The following is an 18,835-nucleotide window of genomic DNA, read 5'->3' on the forward strand; positions in this document are numbered from 1 at the left end:
TTGCCTCAACCTAAATTAGCGCCCGTTGCCGGGCGCCGGGATTACAGTTTCTTGGCTTTCTCGATCGCTTCTTCGATGCCGCCAACCATGTAGAACGCTTGTTCTGGCAGGTGGTCGTAGTCACCGTTGAGGATGCCTTTGAAGCCAGCAATGGTGTCTTTCAGGGAAACGTATTTACCCGAAGCACCGGTGAAGACTTCAGCCACGAAGAACGGCTGCGACAAGAAGCGCTGGATCTTACGAGCACGGTTTACCAACTGCTTGTCGGCTTCCGACAGCTCGTCCATACCCAGGATCGCGATGATGTCCTTCAGCTCTTTGTAACGTTGCAGAACGTACTGAACGCCGCGAGCGGTGTCGTAGTGGTCCTGGCCGATTACGTTCGGGTCCAGCTGGCGCGAAGTCGAATCCAGTGGATCTACCGCTGGGTAGATACCCAGAGAAGCGATGTCACGGGACAGAACGACGGTGGCGTCCAAGTGGGCGAAGGTGGTCGCTGGCGACGGGTCGGTCAAGTCATCCGCAGGTACGTATACCGCTTGGATCGAAGTGATCGAACCTTCCTTGGTCGAAGTGATACGCTCTTGCAGAACGCCCATCTCTTCAGCCAGGGTCGGCTGGTAACCTACTGCCGAAGGCATACGGCCCAGCAGTGCGGATACTTCAGTACCGGCCAGGGTGTAACGATAGATGTTGTCGACGAACAGCAGAACGTCGTTACCTTCGTCACGGAACTTCTCGGCCATGGTCAGGCCGGTCAGTGCTACGCGCAGACGGTTACCCGGCGGCTCGTTCATCTGACCGTAAACCAGTGCCACTTTGTCCAGAACGTTGGAGTCCTTCATCTCGTGGTAGAAGTCGTTACCCTCACGAGTACGCTCACCCACACCGGCGAACACGGAATAACCGCTGTGCTCGATGGCGATGTTACGGATCAGTTCCATCATGTTTACGGTTTTGCCTACACCGGCACCACCGAACAGACCGACTTTACCGCCTTTGGCAAACGGGCAAACCAGGTCGATAACCTTGATGCCGGTTTCCAGCAGGTCGTTGCCGCCTGCCTGTTCAGCGAACGAAGGCGCTGGACGGTGAATGCCCCAACGCTCTTCGGTGTCGATCGGGCCAGCTTCGTCGATCGGGTTACCGAGGACGTCCATGATCCGGCCCAGGGTCGCTTTACCGACCGGTACGGAGATGGCTGCGCCAGAATCGGTAACTTCCAGACCGCGCTTCAAGCCCTCGGTGGAACCCATCGCAATGGTGCGAACCACGCCGTCGCCCAGCTGTTGCTGAACTTCCAGAGTGGTTTCAGCCGCGCTCACTACTTTCAGCGCGTTGTAGATGCTCGGTACGCTGTCGCGTGGAAATTCCACGTCGATAACGGCGCCGATGATTTGAACGATACGTCCGCTACTCATAGCTGGATCCTCTGAATATTTGAACCGTTAAACCGCGGCAGCGCCGCCGACGATTTCCGAGATCTCTTGGGTGATCGCAGCCTGACGCGCCTTGTTGTAGATCAGCTGCAAATCGCTGATCAAATCACCGGCGTTGTCGGTAGCGTTCTTCATCGCGATCATCCGCGCAGCTTGTTCAGCCGCGTTGTTCTCGACCACCGCCTGGTAGACCTGCGACTCAACGTAGCGGACCATCAAGCCGTCAAGCAGCTCTTTGGCATCCGGTTCGTAGAGATAGTCCCAGTGGTGCTTGAGATCCTGATCCGGGGTGGCCACCAGTGGAATCAACTGCTCCACGGTAGGCTGTTGCGTCATGGTGTTGATGAACTTGTTGGACACCACGGACAGGCGGTCAATACGGCCGTCCAGGTAGGCATCCAGCATCACCTTGACGCTGCCGATCAGATCATTGATCGACGGCTCTTCACCCAGGTGGCTGATAGCTGCAACGACGTTACCGCCGAAGTTGCGGAAAAAGGCCGCACCCTTGCTACCAACAACACACAGATCAATCTCGACGCCGTTTTCGCGGTTTACCGCCATGTCCTTGACCAGGGCCTTGAACAGGTTGGTGTTCAAGCCGCCGCACAAACCACGGTCACTGCTCACAACGACATAACCCACACGCTTGATTTCGCGGTCGATCATGAACGGGTGGCGGTATTCCGGGTTGGCGTTGGCCAGATGCCCAATTACCTGGCGGATACGCTCCGCATAAGGACGGCTAGCAGCCATGCGCATTTGTGCCTTGCGCATTTTGCTGACCGCCACTTTTTCCATGGCGCTGGTAATCTTTTGCGTGCTTTTGATGCTCGCAATCTTACTGCGAATCTCTTTTGCGCCTGCCATGTAACACCTATCAGGTTAGCAAGCGGGAGCCTCGCGGCTCCCGCTGCGGCTTACCAGGTTTGGGTGGCCTTGAACTTCTCGATACCGGCTTTCATGCCAGCGTCGATTTCGTCATTGAAGTCACCTTTAACGTTGATCTTGGCCATCAAATCGGCGTGATCGCGGTTGAAGAAAGCAATCAGCGCTTGTTCGAAGCTGCCGATCTTGGCGATTTCAATGTCAGTCAGGAACCCACGCTCAGCGGCATACAGCGACAGCGCCATGTCAGCGATCGACATTGGTGCGTATTGCTTCTGCTTCATCAGCTCGGTAACGCGCTGACCATGCTCAAGTTGCTTACGGGTCGCTTCGTCCAGGTCAGAAGCGAACTGGGCGAATGCCGCCAGTTCACGGTACTGAGCCAGAGCGGTACGGATACCACCGGAGAGCTTCTTGATGATCTTGGTCTGAGCGGCACCACCCACACGGGATACCGAAACACCGGCGTTCACTGCAGGGCGGATGCCCGAGTTGAACATGGCCGATTCCAGGAAGATCTGACCGTCGGTGATGGAAATCACGTTGGTCGGAACGAACGCGGAAACGTCGCCAGCCTGGGTTTCGATGATCGGCAGTGCGGTCAGGGAACCGGTTTTGCCGGTCACTGCGCCGTTGGTGAACTTCTCTACGTACTCTTCCGAAACGCGGGATGCGCGCTCCAGCAGACGGGAGTGGAGATAGAACACGTCGCCTGGGTAAGCTTCACGGCCTGGTGGACGGCGCAGCAGCAGGGAAATCTGGCGGTAAGCCACTGCTTGCTTGGACAGATCGTCATAAACGATCAGCGCGTCTTCACCGCGGTCGCGGAAGAATTCACCCATGGTGCAACCGGAGTACGGTGCCAGGAATTGCAGCGCAGGAGATTCCGAAGCACTGGCAGCCACGATGATCGTGTTGGCCAGGGCGCCGTTTTCTTCCAGCTTGCGAACCACGTTGGCGATGGTCGATTGTTTCTGACCGATGGCTACGTAGACGCAGAAAATGCCGCTGTCTTTCTGGTTGATGATCGCGTCGATCGCCAGAGCGGTTTTACCGATCTGACGGTCACCGATGATCAGCTCACGCTGGCCACGGCCGACAGGGATCATGGCATCGACAGCCTTGTAGCCAGTCTGTACAGGCTGGTCTACCGACTTACGCCAGATCACGCCCGGAGCAACTTTCTCGACCGCGTCGGTCAAGGTGTTGCCCAGTGGACCTTTGCCGTCAACAGGGTTACCCAGTGCGTCGACTACGCGACCCAGCAGTTCCTTACCAACCGGAACTTCGAGGATGCGGCCGGTGCACTTGGCGCTCATGCCTTCAGCCAGAGACTGGTAAGCGCCCAATACAACGGCACCTACGGAGTCTTGCTCCAGGTTGAGAGCCATACCGTAGACGCCGCCCGGAAACTCGATCATCTCGCCGTACATAACATCGGCCAGACCGTGAATCCGCACGATGCCGTCAGATACGCTGACGACAGTGCCTTCGTTACGGGCTTGGGAGGTCACATCGAGCTTGTCGATGCGGCCCTTGATAATTTCACTTATTTCGGAAGGATTGAGTTGCTGCATTGCTCTGCTGCCCCTTCAAACTCAAGATTTCAATGCTTCGGCAAGTTTCGCGATTTTGCCGCGAATCGAGCCATCGATAACCAGGTCGCCGGCGCGGATAACGACACCACCTATAAGGGCAGCATCCTCCGCAACTTGCAGGCGCACTTCCCGGTTGAGTCGTGCACTGAGAACCTTGGCGAGTTTGTCTTGCTGTTCTTGGTTCAATGCAAAAGCACTGGTCACTTCAACGTCTACCGACTTCTCTTGTTCGGCCTTGTACAGGTCGAAAAGAGCGGCAATCTCCGGCAGAAGCGGGAGACGGTCGTTTTCGGCAACGACATTGATGAAGTTCTGTGCCTTGGCATCAAACTTGTCGCCGCACACGTCAATAAACGTGGCGGCCTTTTCTGCGCTCGTCAGTCGCGGGGCCTTGAGCACGCGCTGCATGGTGTCGTCTTGCGACACCGCTGCAGCCAGGCCGAGCATGGCTGACCAATTGGCCAGTTGCTGGTGGGCCTGAGCGTGCTCGAAGGCCGCCTTAGCGTAAGGTCGGGCCAACGTGGTCAGTTCTGCCATGATCGCCCTCGCTTAGATTTCAGCAGCCAGTTGGTTAACCAGCTCTGCGTGCGCGTTTTGATCGATTGTGGCACCCAGGATCTTCTCGGCGCCGCCGACAGCCAGCAAGCCCACTTGGGCACGCAGCTTGTCTTTGACACTGTTCAGTTCCTGTTCGATCTCGGCTTGAGCCTGAACCTTCACACGGTCAGCATCGACACGGGCCTTTTCAACGGCCTCTTCGACAATCTGGTTACCGCGTTTCTTGGCTTGCTCGATGATTTCAGCTGCCTGAGCTTTCGCTTCGCGCAGTTGCTGACCCGCTTTTTCTTGGGCCAACTCCAGGTCGCGAGCTGCACGGCTGGCAGCGTCCAGACCATCAGCGATCTTCTTTTGACGTTCGTGCAGAGCAGCGATGACCGGAGGCCATACATACTTCATGCAGAACAGTACAAAAATCAGGAACGCAACGGACTGGCCAATCAGGGTCGCATTAATGTTCACGCCAACACCTCGCAGTTACGTTGTCCATCACATCAAATTACTCGGAAGAATCCGGGTAATTAGCCAGCGATCTGACCAACGAACGGGTTCGCAAAGGTGAAGAACAGAGCGATACCAACACCGATCATGGTTACGGCGTCGAGCAGACCGGCAACGATGAACATTTTAACTTGCAGCATTGGAACCATTTCTGGCTGACGCGCTGCGCCTTCCAGGAACTTGCCGCCCAGCAGGCCGAAACCAATTGCGGTACCCAGTGCGCCCAGGCCGATCAACAGTGCAACAGCGATAGCGGTTAGACCAACTACAGTTTCCATCTTTCCTCCCGACTTTTACGTCGTATGGTTTAGGTTTTTTAGATTAAAGCGGTAAAACAAATCGTTTCAGGTGCCCTGTGAAGAGCCCCTTCCCGTTTGACCGGGAAGGACATCAGACTAGTCGAGACTGGTCTTAATGGTTTTCTTCGTGCGCCATCGACAGGTAGACGATGGTCAGCATCATGAAGATGAACGCCTGCAGCGTGATGATCAGGATGTGGAACACAGCCCACGCCCACTGCAGAACAACGCCCAGGCCGCTCAGCCAGAGCAGACCGCTGCCGAACATCACAGCGATCAGAATGAACACCAGCTCGCCGGCATACATGTTGCCGAACAGACGCAGAGCCAGAGAGATCGGTTTGGCGATCAGGGTCACGAATTCCAGCAGGAAGTTCACCGGGATCAGCAGGGCTTGAACGAAGATGTTCTTGCTGCCGAACGGGTGCAGGGTCAGTTCGCCGATGAAGCCGCCGAAGCCCTTGACCTTGATGCTATAGAAAATGATCAGTGCGAAAACCGAGAACGCCATGCCCAGGGTCGCGTTCGGGTCGGTAGTCGACACGGCGCGGAACGGGATGTGGTGGTCGCCGGAGATCAGGATGGCCAGCTGAGGAATCCAGTCGACCGGTACCAGGTCGACGGCGTTCATCAGGAACACCCAGACGAAGATGGTCAGTGCCAGCGGTGCAATCACCGGGCTACGGCCATGGAAGCTGTCTTTCACGCTGCCATCGACGAATTCGACCAATACTTCAACGAAGTTCTGCAAAGCACCCGGCTGACCCGAAGTCGCTTTCTTTGCCGCCATGCGGAAAAGAAGTACGAAGATCAGACCCAACGCGACCGACCAGCCGAGAGTATCGACGTGGAAAGCCCAGAAGCCCATTTCTTTGGCTTCTGCTGCGGTATGGGCAAAGCCCCAGCCGCCGTTAGGTAGCTGACCGAAGGTCAGGTTCTGCAAGTGGTGCTGGATATAGCCCGAAGCGGTTGTTTCTGCCATGGTTGCCTCAAACGCCCTAAGGTCTCGAAAGTCTTGTTCTCATCAGCAGGGGAGCGAACCAGCTGACCGACTGAGTCAGCACGAACGCGCCGAATACAGCTATCGGCGCCAGTGGCTTCACACCTGCAAACACCAGTGCAAAGAGCACTGCCGTCAAAATCAGTTTGCCTGCCTCGCCGGCATAAAATGACCGGACGATGGACTGGGCTGCTCGGGCGCCGGAAAACCGAAATGCCTTGTGAGCGAAATAAACATTGGGCAGCAAGGCTATCAGGCCTCCGCAAAGTCCCGAGTATCCGGCAACGACTCCGTGCCATTGCCAGAGCGCCAAAGCGGCAATGAGCAAAATGACAAATTGAGCCATTAACACCGGAAAAACCGCCAGGCGATGGAACGGCAGGCGGTTTGGCTTGCGGGTTTCCATCACGTTTGCTCTCCAATGGTCGGCTGCCAGAATTCAATAACTTGGCATAATTTGTGCCGACAAAATGCGCGCAGAGTATAGGGGCGGTTCTGCCCCTATTCAACTGTCAGGTAGTGATTTCCGACTGCGCGCTACATGAGGAAATGTTTCAGCGGATGTGTGCGAGCACACCTTGAAGCTCATCGAGGGAGTTGTAACCGATCACCAACTGACCCTTTCCCTTCTTGCCGTGGCGAATCTGCACCGCAGAGCCTAGGCGCTCGGCCAGACGCTGTTCGAGACGAGCGATATCCGGGTCGGGTTTGGTCGCCTCCACAGGCTCCGGTTTGCCACTCAACCACTGACGAACCAGTGCCTCAGTTTGGCGCACAGTGAGACCGCGTGCGACAACATGTCGCGCCCCTTCCACCTGCTGATTTTCCGGCAGACCGAGCAATGCACGGGCGTGACCCATTTCCAGGTCGCCGTGGGACAGCATGGTCTTGATGACTTCCGGCAGCGCAATAAGCCGCAACAGGTTAGCCACAGTGACGCGGGACTTACCCACAGCCTCGGCAACTTGTTGCTGAGTGAGCTGGAATTCCTGCTGCAAACGCTGCAGAGCCACCGCTTCTTCGATCGGATTGAGGTCTTCGCGCTGGATGTTCTCGATCAGCGCGATGGCGATTGCGGTTTCATCCGGCACATCGCGGACCATCGCCGGGATGGTTTCCTGGCCGGCTTGCTGACTTGCGCGCCAGCGACGTTCACCGGCGATGATCTCGAAGCGGCCACCGCCAATCGGGCGCACCACGATCGGCTGCATTACGCCTTGCGCCTTGATCGACGCTGCCAGTTCTTCCAGCGCCTGCGGATCCATGTCACGGCGCGGCTGGTATTTACCGCGCTGCAGCAGATCCAGCGGCAGATGTTGCAACTCACGGGTGTCAGCCTGCGCGGCTTGTTCTTCCAGCGCGCTGACGGTCGGACCACTCAGCAGTGCATCCAGTCCACGTCCGAGACCTCGTTTCTTGACGGCCATGGGGATTCCTTAAGTTGCCTGAGCGGCGGCGATGCGTGAATTTTTGCGCTGACGGCGAACCATCTCGCCGGCCAGGGCCAGATAAGCCAGGGCGCCACGCGATTGTTTGTCGTAGGCCAGCGCCGGCATGCCGTAGCTCGGCGCTTCGGCCAGACGGATGTTGCGCGGGATCACCGTGTCGTAGAGCTGCTCGCCGAAGTGTTCCTTGAGCTGCGCCGAAACGTCATTCATCAGGCTCAGGCGCGGGTCATACATGGTCCGCAGCAGGCCTTCGACTTTCAGGTTCGGATTGAGCAGTTCGGCGATGCGCTTGATGTTATCCACAAGGTCGCTCAGCCCTTCGAGCGCAAAGTACTCGCACTGCATGGGGATAATGACCCCATCGGCGGCGACCAATGCGTTCAGCGTAAGCATCGACAGCGACGGCGGGCAGTCGATCAAAATGTAATCGTAGTTTTCGCGGATCGGCGCCAGCGCGCTGCGCAGACGGCTTTCCTTCATCTGCATTTCCAGCAGCACCACTTCGGCCGCCGTCAAATCGCGGTTGGCCGGCAGCAGTTGATAACCGCCGTGCTCGGAATAGTGCATGGCCTGGGCCAGATCGCATTCGCCGATCAGCAGGTCGTAGACCGAGTTTTCCAGGCCGTGTTTATCCACACCGCTACCCATGGTGGCGTTGCCCTGTGGATCGAGATCGATCAACAGCACCCGGCGCTTGGTCGCGACCAGGGATGCTGCGAGGTTGATGCAGGTGGTGGTCTTGCCCACACCACCCTTCTGGTTCGCTATCGCGAATACCTTAGCCATTCTTGCTTGTGTTCCCAATCATGCCGTGCGGCGCAGTATCAGCAGATGGCGTTGGCCTTGGCAACCGGGTACGGCCAGGGCGTGTTCGCTATCGAGTTTGAAGTCTGCCGGCAATGCTACCAGCTCATCGGCCGGATGAACGCCCTTCATTGCCAGCCAGCGTGTATCGGCATCGCCGAGGTGGCGAGTCCAGTTGGTGAAGTTTTCCATGCTGCTGAACGCCCGGGAAATGATCCCGTTGAACGGCTGCGCAGGCTGGAACGCTTCGACACGACTGTGGATAACTTGCAGGTTATCCAGTTTGAGTTCGAGTTTGACCTGAGTCAGGAAGCGGGTTTTCTTGCCGTTGCTGTCCAGACAGGTCACTTGCGAGTCTGGATACAAAATCGCCAACGGGATTCCCGGCATGCCGCCGCCGCTGCCAACGTCAAGCCAGCGACCATTTTCAAGGAACGACATCACGCTGAGACTATCGAGCAAGTGCCGCGAAACCATTTCGTCCGGATCGCGCACGGCGGTCAGGTTGTAGGCCTGGTTCCATTTGATCAACAGGGCCAGATAACCCAGCAGCAATTCGTGCTGGGTTTCAGTGAGATTGACACCGAGCTCGCGGGCTCCTGTGGATAACTCTTCGGCGTGTTGCGAAGTGACCTTAGAACTCAAGCGCTTTGCTCCAACTGACGGCCCGCGCCGCGTTTTTTCAAATGAATCATCAACAGCGAAATCGCTGCCGGGGTCACACCCGGGATCCGCGAAGCCTGGCCCAGCGTCTCTGGTCGAGTCGCGCCAAGCTTGCTCTGGATCTCCTTGGAGAGACCGGAAATGTTGGTGTAATCGATATCCACAGGCAATTTCGTGTCTTCACTGGCGCGCAGACGGGCGATTTCGTCCTGTTGGCGGTCGATGTAACCGGCGTATTTGGTCTTGATTTCAACCTGTTCGGCGACCTGTGGATCTTCCGCGCCGTTCCCGGTCACTTCGACCAGACCAGCGTAGTCGATTTCCGGACGACTCAAGAGGTTGAGCAAGTTGTATTCGTGAGTCAGCGGCGTGCCGAATTTCTCGGCAATCGCATCGCCCTGCTGCGTGTTCGGGCGAACCCAAGTGCTTTTCAGGCGCTGTTCTTCCAGCTCGATGCTTTCGCGTTTCTTGCAGAAGGCCGCCCAACGGGCGTCATCGACCAGACCGAGTTCGCGACCTTTTTCGGTCAGACGCAGGTCGGCGTTGTCTTCGCGCAGAATCAGGCGGTACTCGGCACGGGAAGTGAACATGCGGTACGGCTCTTGAGTGCCAAGGGTGATCAGGTCGTCGACCAACACGCCGATGTACGCCTCATCGCGACGCGGGCACCAGGCTTCTTTGCCCTTGGCGCGCAGTGCGGCGTTGGCGCCAGCGAGCAAACCTTGGGCGCCGGCTTCTTCGTAGCCGGTGGTGCCGTTGATTTGCCCGGCGAAGAACAGACCGCCAATGACTTTGGTTTCCAGGCTGTACTTCAGGTCGCGCGGATCGAAGTAGTCGTACTCGATGGCATAGCCCGGACGCACGATGTGTGCGTTTTCCATGCCGCGGATCGATTGCACGATCTGCAATTGCACGTCGAACGGCAAGCTTGTGGATATCCCGTTCGGGTACAGCTCATGGGTGGTCAAACCTTCCGGTTCGATAAACACCTGATGGCTTTCCTTGTCGGCAAAGCGGTGGATCTTGTCTTCGATCGACGGGCAATAACGCGGACCGATGCCTTCGATTTCACCGGCAGCCGAATACATCGGCGAACGATCGAGGTTCGCGGCAATGATTTCGTGGGTGCGGGCGTTGGTGTGCGTAATCCAGCAGCTCACTTGGCGTGGATGCTGTTCTTTGTTGCCCATGAACGACATCACCGGGATCGGCGTATCGCCGGGCTGCTCGGTCATTACCGAGAAATCCACAGACTTGCCGTCGATACGCGGCGGTGTACCGGTTTTCAGGCGACCGACCCGCAGAGGCATTTCACGCAGACGGTGAGCCAGCGCGATCGACGGTGGATCACCGGCTCGACCGCCGGAAAAATTCTGCAAACCGATGTGGATAAGTCCGCCGAGGAAGGTACCGGTGGTCAACACCACGGAATCGGCGAAGAAGCGCAGACCCATTTGCGTGACAACACCGCGGACTTGTTCCTGTTCGACGATCAGATCGTCAGCAGCTTGTTGAAATATCCACAGGTTCGGCTGGTTTTCCAGGATTTCACGGACAGCGGCTTTGTACAGAATCCGGTCAGCTTGCGCACGGGTCGCCCGTACGGCTGGGCCTTTGCGGCTGTTCAACACGCGAAACTGGATGCCGCCCAAATCGGTGGCCATGGCCATCGCGCCGCCGAGGGCATCGATTTCCTTGACCAGATGGCTTTTGCCAATGCCACCAATGGCCGGGTTGCAACTCATGGCTCCGAGGGTTTCCACGTTATGCGTCAGCAACAGGGTTTTTGCCCCCATACGTGCTGAGGCCAGTGCTGCCTCGGTACCGGCATGACCGCCGCCGATGACGATCACTTCAAAACGGGAAGGGAAATCCACCACGCACCTCGTGCCTGCTTAAGTAGGTAATTCAGGAATAGTTTGAGATCAGGTTTCTGGACCTGGTCGACAAGTATAGGGACTTCGCCCTTCCTAAAGAACCCTTTGCACAAAATTTAACCAGCTGTGGAGAACTCGAGGTTAAAAGAATAAAAAAGAGAGAAATTTATAAAACCTTTGTTTTTATGTTTATTTCTACTGAGGCACGTTTCTGTGGATAGATCGCTACAGGCGTTTATATTCAATATGTACAGAGATTCAAAACCCTGTGACCATGTGCCAATGAGGACCTTGGATAACCGGTTTAAGCCTGTGGATGAAAGGGGTGTTTATCCACAGGGGCGGTTATGTCCAGTTTTCAGGCCCTGTTATCAACTGCCCTTAGTGGCAGTTATTCACAGGGCTTAATCCACAGAAAAACGATACAACGGCTTTTTCACAGCGCAAAAAAAACGCCAGCGAGGGTTCGCTGGCGACAAAGAAGCCGATGGAGGGAAGTGCGAGGGCTATTGTGAGAGAACGTAACAGGGGCTAATAATAGGCATTATCATTAACTCATCAGTTTTTCCCCATGTCCCTACCCGCCCACACTGCTGCGATCGAGCAAATCTACGAGCAACACCATTCGTGGCTATATGGCTGGCTCAAGGGCAAATTGCATGACGCCTGCGATGCGGCCGATGTAGCGCATGACACGTTTGTGCGGATTCTCGCGGCGCGCAACGCCGCGCATATTCGTGAACCACGGGACTATCTGGCGACTGTTGCACGCGGGCTGGTGATCGATCGTTATCGCAGGAAGGCTATCGAAGCTGCGTATTTGCAGACCGTGGCAGCTCGACCGCAAGCCACCGCCATCAGCGAGGAAGACAAGGCGCTGATCATCGAAACTCTGGTCGCTGTGGATAAAGCCTTGGCGGGGCTCGGCCCCAGAAGCCAACAGATTTTCATGCTGTCGCAGATCGATGGCCGGACTTATCAACAGATCGCCCTGCAGCTAAAGGTTTCGCTGACCACGGTGAAGAAACACATGATCCGTGCCCTGACGGAATGTGCCCTGATCATGGCGCAACATTGATGGCCATCGCTCCCGATCGCCAGGTTTTCGAAGCCGCCGCCAGTTGGTATGTGCAGTTTCAGGCGGACCCGCCGACGCTCGCCGAACAGAAGGCCTGGCAGCTGTGGATAGACAGTGATCCAGCGCACCTGGCGGCATGGAACCAGATGGAACAACTGCAGCGCCACCTCGGTACGTTGCCGCCTGATTTGAAACGTCGCGCCCTGAATACCGGACAGCAACGACGCCAGGTGCTCAAGTCGTTGCTGCTCGCTGCGGGGACGGGGTTCGTTGGCTGGAATGTCCAGCAACACACATCGCAGGGGAATGTCTGGGCCGACTATAAAACTGGCGTTGGCCAGCGTCGCAACCTGACATTGGCTGATGGCAGTCAGATTCAGCTCAACACCGACACTGCCATTGACGTGTCTTTTGATCCGACGCAGCGGCTGATTCGCCTGCGCTCCGGCGAGATCCTGATTCAAACCGGCAAACTTGGCGATCAACGGCCCTTTTTCGTCGACACCCATGATGGCCGGATTCAAGCGCTGGGCACCCGGTTTTCCGTACATCAGTTATCGGAGTCTACCCGTGTCGGTGTGCTGGAAGACCGGATCAGCGTTCAGCCTGCTGATCTATCAACAGCCGCAATTATTCTGAACGCAGGCGAAGGCGCCGACTTTGATCGTCGACACATCGGGCTCACTCATCCCTTCAAATCCACGGAAGTGGCGTGGACCAATGGCCAGTTGATTGTGCTCAATGCACGCTTGGGCGACGTGATTGAAGAATTGGGCCGCTATCGCCGCGGTGTTTTGCACTGCGATAACCGCGCGCGGGATCTGCGGGTATCCGGCACATTCCGGCTCGACTCCACCGATGCAGTGCTGGCCAATCTTCAGGCTTCGCTGCCAATCGACGTGCGCTATTTCACCCGTTACTGGGTCTCGATCAGCCACAGCGCTTGATCGAAATGTCACTTGGGGAAAATAAATCGACAACAGGGTTATCTTTTTTTGCCCTGACCCGGCCCTACAGGTAATCGCGATAAACGCGGCTCTTTGCCACCTTCAGGGCTAATCCACACATGCGTCTTTCCACGTTTCGTCAGCGTTTTTCCTACCACTGCATTGCTTACAGCCTACTGATGACCAGCGCTGCGTCCTGCCTGGTGATTAGCCATAACGCGATCGCTGCAACGGTCGCCCAGCGTTATGCCATTGCCGCCGGCCCGCTGGACAATGCCTTGAGCCAGTTCGCCTCCGCTTCGAATGTAATCCTGTCGTTCTCGCCGCAACAGACCAGCAGTTTGCGCAGTGCCGGTTTGAACGGCGATTTCACCGTCGATCAGGGTTTCGCCCAACTGCTGCAAGGCTCGGGGTTGCAAGCCGTACCACAGGCGCCGGGCAGTTACATTTTGCAGGCACTGCCCAACGGCAACTCACTGGAATTGGCCCCGACCAACATCAACGGTCAGTTGGCCAACCCGATGAACCTGGATTACGCCGCCGACGTCGGTTACAAAGCGCAGAATAGCCGGATCGGTACGAAAACCAGTACGCCATTGTCGGAAACACCGCGTTCCGTGTCCGTCGTCACCGCCCAGCGCATGAAAGATCAGAAATCTCAGACACTCACTGAAGTACTCGGCTACGTTCCGGGAATCTTCGCGCCACCCTTTGCCGCCGGCGACAGTCTGGCTGGAGACCTGTTCTACATTCGCGGTTTCAACGCTACCGATTATGGCTACGGTCTTTTGCGCGATGGACTACGCGTACAGGGCAATCGTTATGACACCAGCACCGAGCCTTACGGACTTGAGCGGGTCGAGATTTTCCGCGGCCCGTCTTCTCTGTTGTATGGGGAAAACGCACCGGGCGGTCTGGTCAATCTTGTTAGCAAACGTCCGACCGCTGCACCGCAGGGCGAAGTGCAATTGGGTTATGGCTCGAACAATCGCCGGCAGATCGGCGTCGATGTCTCCGGTCCACTCAATGACAGCGGCAACGTTCTCGGGCGGGTGGTGATGCTTGGGCGCAAGTCGGACACCCAGACCGATCATGTCCCGGACGACCGGATCTACATCGCGCCATCCCTGACCCTGAATTTCGATGATTTCAACACGCTGACTCTGCTGGCCAACTACCAGAAGGATCACACCAACATGGAACTTGGCCTACCGGCGGCCGGTACTTTGCTGACAAACTCCAACGGCAAGTTATCCAAAGGCACCCTGCTCGGCGACCCGGACTGGAACACTTTCGAACGGGAAACCTGGAGCACCGGTTACGAGTTCAGCCACTCGTTCAACGACGATTGGCAGTTCCGTCAGAACTCGCGCTACATGCAGTCGCGCATTACCCGTCACGAAACCTGGCCGGGCAACCTCAACAACGCCGGGTTTGGCACACGCCTGAACATGACTGCGTACGATCGCTTCAACAAGTCGATGGTGTACTCGCTGGATAACCAGCTGGAAGGCAAGTTCCAGGTCGGCGGTCTGGAGAACACCGTGTTGTTCGGCGCCAGCTACGACCGTACCTCGTTCAATCAGGACTGGAACGCTGGCATGGTCGGGCCGATCGATGTGTATAACCCGGTGTACCTACGTGAGCCGACGACACCGATTGCTGTGCAAAACACCTTGCTCGAGCAACAGATGAAAGGTGTTTATGCACAGATCCAAAGCAAGTACGACCATTGGTTGTTTCTGCTCGGTGGCCGTCAGGACTGGGTCGACAGTGATTTCCGCGACAAGGTCGCCCAGTCGAGCGACATCAGTTCCGAGGACAAGAAGTTCACCTATCAGGGCGGCGTGATGTACCAGTTCGACAACGGCATGACGCCGTATGTCAGCTATTCCACCTCGTTCGTACCGGTGCAGCAGATTTCCAATGCCGGCGCACCGCTCGACCCGATCACCAGCAGCCAATACGAAGTGGGTCTGAAATACGAACCGATCGGCTGGGATACTGCGTTTACCGCTTCGGTGTACGACCTGCGCAAAAAGGACGACACCTACTTCGACTCGACGACAGCGACCTACCGCCAGGTCGGCGAAAGCCGTTCCAAAGGTGTGGAACTGGAACTGAACAGCAATCTGACCCAGAACCTCAATGTGACAGCGGCCTACACCTACACCGATGCGCGGATTACCAAAGATGCCGCGACGTCATTGGTCAAAGGCCATCAAATGACCGGAGTGCCGCGTAATCAGGCTTCGGTCTGGACGAAATACCGATTCCTCGATGGCGACTTGAAAGGCCTGTATGTCGGCGGTGGTGTGCGTTACTTCGACAGTGCCTTCGCCTACACCTCGCCTTCTCTGTACGGCAAGCTCGATGCCGGCGATGTCACGTTGGTGGATGCGGCGATCGGCTATCAGATCGATACGAATTGGAGCGTCGATCTGAACGCGAAAAACCTGTTCGACAAGGAATATGTGTCGGGATGCAACGATGCTGGTCGTTGTTATTGGGGCGAAGATCGCACCTTGCTGGGGACGGTGTCTTACAACTGGTAAAGCAAAAAAGGGGCTGTGGATAAATATTCCACAGCCCCTTTTGTTATTTGCCGATGCAGAAGCTGGAAAAGATCCTTCCCAGCAGATCATCGGAGCTGAACGCCCCGGTGATTTCACCCAGAGAATGCTGGGCCTGACGCAAATCTTCGGCGAGCAATTCGCCGGCGCCGGCCAATGTCAGTTGCGCGCGGCCGTGTTCCAACGCGGCGCTGGCGTGACGTAATGCCTCCAAATGGCGGCGACGTGCACTGAAGCTGCTTTCCGAAGTTTGCTCGTAACCCATGCAGGCTTTGAGATGGTCACGCAGCAAGTCCAGCCCTTCACCGGCCGACTTGGCACTCAGACTGATCGTCACATGTCCGTCTTCACTGGTTTCGAGGGCAATTGCTTCGCCCGTCAGATCCGCTTTGTTGCGGATCAGGGTAACTTTCGCCGGATCCGGACGGGTCTCGAGGAATTCCGGCCACAATGCAAACGGGTCCAATGCTTCCGGAGCGGTCGCATCGACCACCAGCAACACCCGATCGGCTTCACCAATAGCCTTCAATGCCCGTTCAACACCGATCTTTTCCACATGATCATCGGTATCACGCAGCCCTGCAGTATCGACAACATGCAACGGCATGCCGTCGATGTGGATATGTTCGCGCAGGATATCCCGCGTGGTGCCGGCAATCTCCGTCACGATGGCAGCTTCGCGACCGGCCAAAGCATTCAACAGGCTGGACTTGCCCGCATTCGGACGACCGGCGATCACCACGGTCATGCCATCGCGCAACAAAGCGCCCTGCCCGGCTTCACGCAGTACTGTGGATAACTCATTGCGCACTTTGTCGAGCATGTTCAACACATGGCCATCGGCGAGGAAGTCGATTTCCTCTTCCGGAAAGTCGATGGCGGCTTCGACGTAGATACGCAAACCGATCAGCTGCTCGGTCAAGTTATGCACACGTTGGGAAAATGCACCCTGCAATGAGCGCAGGGCATTACGCGCAGCCTGTGCCGAACTGGCCTCGATCAAATCGGCAATCGCCTCGGCCTGGGCCAGGTCGAGTTTGTCATTGAGGAAAGCACGTTCACTGAATTCACCCGGACGGGCCAAACGGCAACCCAACTCCAGGCAACGCTTGAGCAACATATCCAGAACGATCGGGCCGCCGTGGCCTTGCAGTTCCAGCACGTCTTCGCCGGTGAAAGAGTTCGGTCCCGGGAAATACAGGGCCAGGCCCTCGTCCAGGACTTGCTGGTCGTCACTGAAAAACGGCCCGTAATGGGCGTAACGCGGTTTCAGCTCACGGCCGCTGATGGCTTTGGCTGCAACACTGGCCAGCGGCCCGGAAATACGGACGATGCCCACACCGCCGCGACCCTGAGCGGTGGCGACGGCGGCGATGGTTTCACGAGGTGTGCTCATAAACCGGAATCCAGACAAAAGTGGCAGATAGCAAAACGCCCCACTAGGGGGCGTTTTGAGTGGTGTTATCCACAGTGCAAGCTACGCCTCGGCTTTTTTCGTCGCCGCTTCGATCTTACGCGTGATGTACCACTGTTGTGCAATCGACAGGCAGTTGTTCACAACCCAGTACAGCACCAGACCTGCCGGGAACCACAGGAAGAAGAAGGTGAAGATGATTGGCATCATTTTCATGACCTTCGCCTGCATCGGATCCGGAGGAGTCGGGTTCAGCTGCTGCTGGATGAACATGGTTGCGCCCATGATGATCGGCAGAATGAAGAACGGATCCTTGATCGACAGGTCAGTGATCCACAGCATGAAAGGCGCCTGGCGCATTTCCACGCTTTCCAGCAGAACCCAGTACAGCGAAAGGAAAACCGGCATCTGCACGAGGATCGGCAAGCAGCCGCCCAGCGGATTAATCTTCTCTTTCTTGTACAGCTCCATCATGGCTTGCGACATTTTCTGCCGGTCATCGCCATGTTGCTCTTTCAGAGCAGCCAGTTTCGGCGCAACAGCACGCATGCGCGCCATCGATTTGTAGCTGGCAGCCGACAGCGGGAAGAAAATACCCTTGATCAGCATGGTCAGGAAGATGATCGACCAGCCCCAGTTACCGACGATGGCGTGGATGTGTTGCAGCAGCCAGAAGATTGGCTGGGCAATGAACCACAGAATGCCGTAGTCGACGGTCAGTTCCAGACCTGGGGACAACTCTTTCAGCACAGCCTGGCTTTTCGGACCGGCGTACAGCACAGCGCTGGTTTCAACTTTGGCACCCGGAGCAGCGGTCAGTGTCGGACCGGTGTAACCGATGATGTAGTTGCCTTTGCTGTCTTTACGGGTCTGGACGATGTTGTTTTCGCCCTTGGCCGGAATCCACGCGGTCACGAAGTAGTGTTGCAGCCAGGCTACCCAGCCACCGGTGACGGTTTCTTTCAGCTGCGCCTTGTCCATGTCCTTCATGGACACTTTCTTGTACGGCTCCGAACTTGTCCACAGGGCGGCGCCCAGGTAAGTCGCGGTGCCAGTAGCAGTAGTGGACGAAGGATCAGCGCTGTTGTCGCGTTTCAACTGAGCAAACATTGCGCCGTTCCAGGGCTGAGCGCTCTGGTTATCCACAATGTAGGAAACGGCTACGTCATACAGGCCGCGTTTCAGGGTGAAACGCTTGATGTAGTTGACGCCGTCCTTGCTGAACTTCAGGTCGACGACCAGTTGGTCCTGACCGTCAGCCAGTTGATAAGTCTTCTTCTCCGAAGAGTAGACCGGACGACCGGCCGGATTTGCATCCGGGCCATTGGTGCCGATCAGACCGCTTTGGGCCAGATAAACACGTTCGCCACCGTTATCGAACAGTTGGAACGGCACATCAGGACGATCCTGACGACGTGGATACAGAGGCAAGGTGAGTTGAGCGACATCGCCACCTTGTGGATCGATCGCGAGATCGAGCACGTCGGTTTTGATCTGGATCAGATCCTTGCTGGCGGCCACCGGCGTTTCGGCAGGTGCGCTGGTATCGCTAGCGGCGCGCGGAATATCGTCACTGGCGGCAGCATTATTGCCAGTGGCGGTGTCCGGCAAACCGGATGTAGTCGTACTGGAAGCAACATTCTGAGTCGGCAGGGCAGCCTGACCATAGTCCTGGTTCCATTTAAGGACCATAACGTAGGCCACGATTGCCAGGGCGACGATCAGGATCGTGCGTTTGATATCCATGA

At 56.7% G+C, this 18,835-nt stretch carries 17 protein-coding genes; 3 read left to right on the forward strand and 14 right to left on the reverse strand.

Annotated elements, in window-relative coordinates; all coding sequences use genetic code 11:
• Positions 1-41: 41 nt before the first annotated feature.
• From atpD to mnmG, 12 genes are all read right to left on the reverse strand, one after another.
• Positions 42-1,421 carry a F0F1 ATP synthase subunit beta gene (gene atpD / locus ACZZ0A_RS25610; RefSeq protein WP_007911961.1) on the reverse strand — a complete coding sequence of 460 codons (1,380 nt, stop codon included), beginning with the start codon at positions 1,419-1,421 and terminating at the stop codon, positions 42-44.
• Positions 1,422-1,448: 27 nt separating this feature from the next.
• Complete coding sequence (gene atpG, locus ACZZ0A_RS25615) at positions 1,449-2,309, reverse strand: F0F1 ATP synthase subunit gamma (protein WP_007911960.1); 861 nt, start codon at positions 2,307-2,309, stop codon at positions 1,449-1,451.
• Positions 2,310-2,359: 50 nt separating this feature from the next.
• Positions 2,360-3,904, reverse strand: a complete 1,545-nt coding sequence (gene atpA, locus ACZZ0A_RS25620) for a F0F1 ATP synthase subunit alpha (RefSeq protein ID WP_007911958.1) — start codon at positions 3,902-3,904, stop codon at positions 2,360-2,362.
• A 21-nt stretch (positions 3,905-3,925) separates the two neighbouring features.
• The gene (locus tag ACZZ0A_RS25625) at positions 3,926-4,462 is read right to left on the reverse strand and encodes a F0F1 ATP synthase subunit delta (protein ID WP_007911956.1); all 537 of its coding nucleotides are present in this window, start codon (positions 4,460-4,462) and stop codon (positions 3,926-3,928) included.
• Positions 4,463-4,474: 12 nt separating this feature from the next.
• Positions 4,475-4,945 (reverse strand): F0F1 ATP synthase subunit B, encoded by a 471-nt coding sequence (locus ACZZ0A_RS25630; protein ID WP_003229781.1) that lies wholly within the window; start codon positions 4,943-4,945, stop codon positions 4,475-4,477.
• Between the two features lie 59 nt (positions 4,946-5,004).
• On the reverse strand, positions 5,005-5,262 hold the full coding sequence (gene atpE, locus ACZZ0A_RS25635) for a F0F1 ATP synthase subunit C (protein ID WP_003097235.1): 258 nt from the start codon (positions 5,260-5,262) through the stop codon (positions 5,005-5,007).
• Between the two features lie 133 nt (positions 5,263-5,395).
• Entirely contained in the window at positions 5,396-6,265 is an 870-nt protein-coding gene (atpB, locus tag ACZZ0A_RS25640; RefSeq protein ID WP_007911917.1) for a F0F1 ATP synthase subunit A, read from the reverse strand.
• A gap of 16 nt (positions 6,266-6,281) precedes the next feature.
• Positions 6,282-6,689, reverse strand: a complete 408-nt coding sequence (locus tag ACZZ0A_RS25645; protein WP_003229783.1) for a F0F1 ATP synthase subunit I — start codon at positions 6,687-6,689, stop codon at positions 6,282-6,284.
• A gap of 148 nt (positions 6,690-6,837) precedes the next feature.
• On the reverse strand, positions 6,838-7,710 hold the full coding sequence (locus tag ACZZ0A_RS25650; protein WP_007911911.1) for a ParB/RepB/Spo0J family partition protein: 873 nt from the start codon (positions 7,708-7,710) through the stop codon (positions 6,838-6,840).
• Positions 7,711-7,719: 9 nt separating this feature from the next.
• A complete protein-coding gene (locus ACZZ0A_RS25655) occupies positions 7,720-8,517 on the reverse strand; it encodes a ParA family protein (protein ID WP_007911909.1) in 798 nt (265 codons plus the stop codon).
• Between the two features lie 18 nt (positions 8,518-8,535).
• Positions 8,536-9,180 (reverse strand): 16S rRNA (guanine(527)-N(7))-methyltransferase RsmG, encoded by a 645-nt coding sequence (gene rsmG, locus ACZZ0A_RS25660; RefSeq protein ID WP_463543895.1) that lies wholly within the window; start codon positions 9,178-9,180, stop codon positions 8,536-8,538.
• Positions 9,177-11,075 carry a tRNA uridine-5-carboxymethylaminomethyl(34) synthesis enzyme MnmG gene (mnmG, locus tag ACZZ0A_RS25665; RefSeq protein ID WP_007911904.1) on the reverse strand — a complete coding sequence of 633 codons (1,899 nt, stop codon included), beginning with the start codon at positions 11,073-11,075 and terminating at the stop codon, positions 9,177-9,179. The genes rsmG and mnmG overlap by 4 nt, the downstream gene beginning before the upstream one ends.
• Positions 11,076-11,646: 571 nt before the next feature.
• Between mnmG and ACZZ0A_RS25670 the strand changes: the two genes are divergently transcribed.
• From ACZZ0A_RS25670 to ACZZ0A_RS25680, 3 genes are all read left to right on the forward strand, one after another.
• Positions 11,647-12,153, forward strand: coding sequence for a sigma-70 family RNA polymerase sigma factor (locus ACZZ0A_RS25670; protein ID WP_095113137.1), 507 nt, complete (start codon positions 11,647-11,649; stop codon positions 12,151-12,153).
• A complete protein-coding gene (locus ACZZ0A_RS25675) occupies positions 12,153-13,100 on the forward strand; it encodes a FecR domain-containing protein (protein WP_463543896.1) in 948 nt (315 codons plus the stop codon). Before ACZZ0A_RS25670 ends, ACZZ0A_RS25675 begins: the two co-directional genes overlap by 1 nt.
• A 119-nt stretch (positions 13,101-13,219) precedes the next feature.
• The gene (locus tag ACZZ0A_RS25680) at positions 13,220-15,655 is read left to right on the forward strand and encodes a TonB-dependent siderophore receptor (RefSeq protein ID WP_463543897.1); all 2,436 of its coding nucleotides are present in this window, start codon (positions 13,220-13,222) and stop codon (positions 15,653-15,655) included.
• A 43-nt stretch (positions 15,656-15,698) separates the two neighbouring features.
• Here ACZZ0A_RS25680 and mnmE read toward each other — a convergent pair whose 3' ends face one another.
• Positions 15,699-17,069 (reverse strand): tRNA uridine-5-carboxymethylaminomethyl(34) synthesis GTPase MnmE, encoded by a 1,371-nt coding sequence (gene mnmE, locus ACZZ0A_RS25685; protein ID WP_007911892.1) that lies wholly within the window; start codon positions 17,067-17,069, stop codon positions 15,699-15,701.
• 81 nt (positions 17,070-17,150) lie between these two features.
• Positions 17,151-18,833 carry a membrane protein insertase YidC gene (gene yidC, locus ACZZ0A_RS25690; protein ID WP_007911890.1) on the reverse strand — a complete coding sequence of 561 codons (1,683 nt, stop codon included), beginning with the start codon at positions 18,831-18,833 and terminating at the stop codon, positions 17,151-17,153.
• Positions 18,834-18,835: the final 2 nt, after the last annotated feature.

The sequence above is a fragment of the Pseudomonas sp. AC242 genome (assembly GCF_979258655.1).

Excerpts from the sequence above, each read along its gene's own strand:
- atpB (WP_007911917.1), bottom strand. The coding sequence starts at position 6,265 with ATGGCAGAAACAACCGCTTCGGGCTATATCCAGCACCACTTGCAGAAC.
- ACZZ0A_RS25650 (WP_007911911.1), bottom strand. The coding sequence starts at position 7,710 with ATGGCCGTCAAGAAACGAGGTCTCGGACGTGGACTGGATGCACTGCTG.
- ACZZ0A_RS25675 (WP_463543896.1), top strand. The coding sequence starts at position 12,153 with ATGGCCATCGCTCCCGATCGCCAGGTTTTCGAAGCCGCCGCCAGTTGG.
- mnmE (WP_007911892.1), bottom strand. The coding sequence starts at position 17,069 with ATGAGCACACCTCGTGAAACCATCGCCGCCGTCGCCACCGCTCAGGGT.
- ACZZ0A_RS25655 (WP_007911909.1), bottom strand. The coding sequence starts at position 8,517 with ATGGCTAAGGTATTCGCGATAGCGAACCAGAAGGGTGGTGTGGGCAAG.
- atpD (WP_007911961.1), bottom strand. The coding sequence starts at position 1,421 with ATGAGTAGCGGACGTATCGTTCAAATCATCGGCGCCGTTATCGACGTG.
- atpE (WP_003097235.1), bottom strand. The coding sequence starts at position 5,262 with ATGGAAACTGTAGTTGGTCTAACCGCTATCGCTGTTGCACTGTTGATC.
- ACZZ0A_RS25645 (WP_003229783.1), bottom strand. The coding sequence starts at position 6,689 with ATGGAAACCCGCAAGCCAAACCGCCTGCCGTTCCATCGCCTGGCGGTT.
- yidC (WP_007911890.1), bottom strand. The coding sequence starts at position 18,833 with ATGGATATCAAACGCACGATCCTGATCGTCGCCCTGGCAATCGTGGCC.
- atpG (WP_007911960.1), bottom strand. The coding sequence starts at position 2,309 with ATGGCAGGCGCAAAAGAGATTCGCAGTAAGATTGCGAGCATCAAAAGC.
- atpA (WP_007911958.1), bottom strand. The coding sequence starts at position 3,904 with ATGCAGCAACTCAATCCTTCCGAAATAAGTGAAATTATCAAGGGCCGC.
- ACZZ0A_RS25670 (WP_095113137.1), top strand. The coding sequence starts at position 11,647 with ATGTCCCTACCCGCCCACACTGCTGCGATCGAGCAAATCTACGAGCAA.
- ACZZ0A_RS25625 (WP_007911956.1), bottom strand. The coding sequence starts at position 4,462 with ATGGCAGAACTGACCACGTTGGCCCGACCTTACGCTAAGGCGGCCTTC.
- ACZZ0A_RS25680 (WP_463543897.1), top strand. The coding sequence starts at position 13,220 with ATGCGTCTTTCCACGTTTCGTCAGCGTTTTTCCTACCACTGCATTGCT.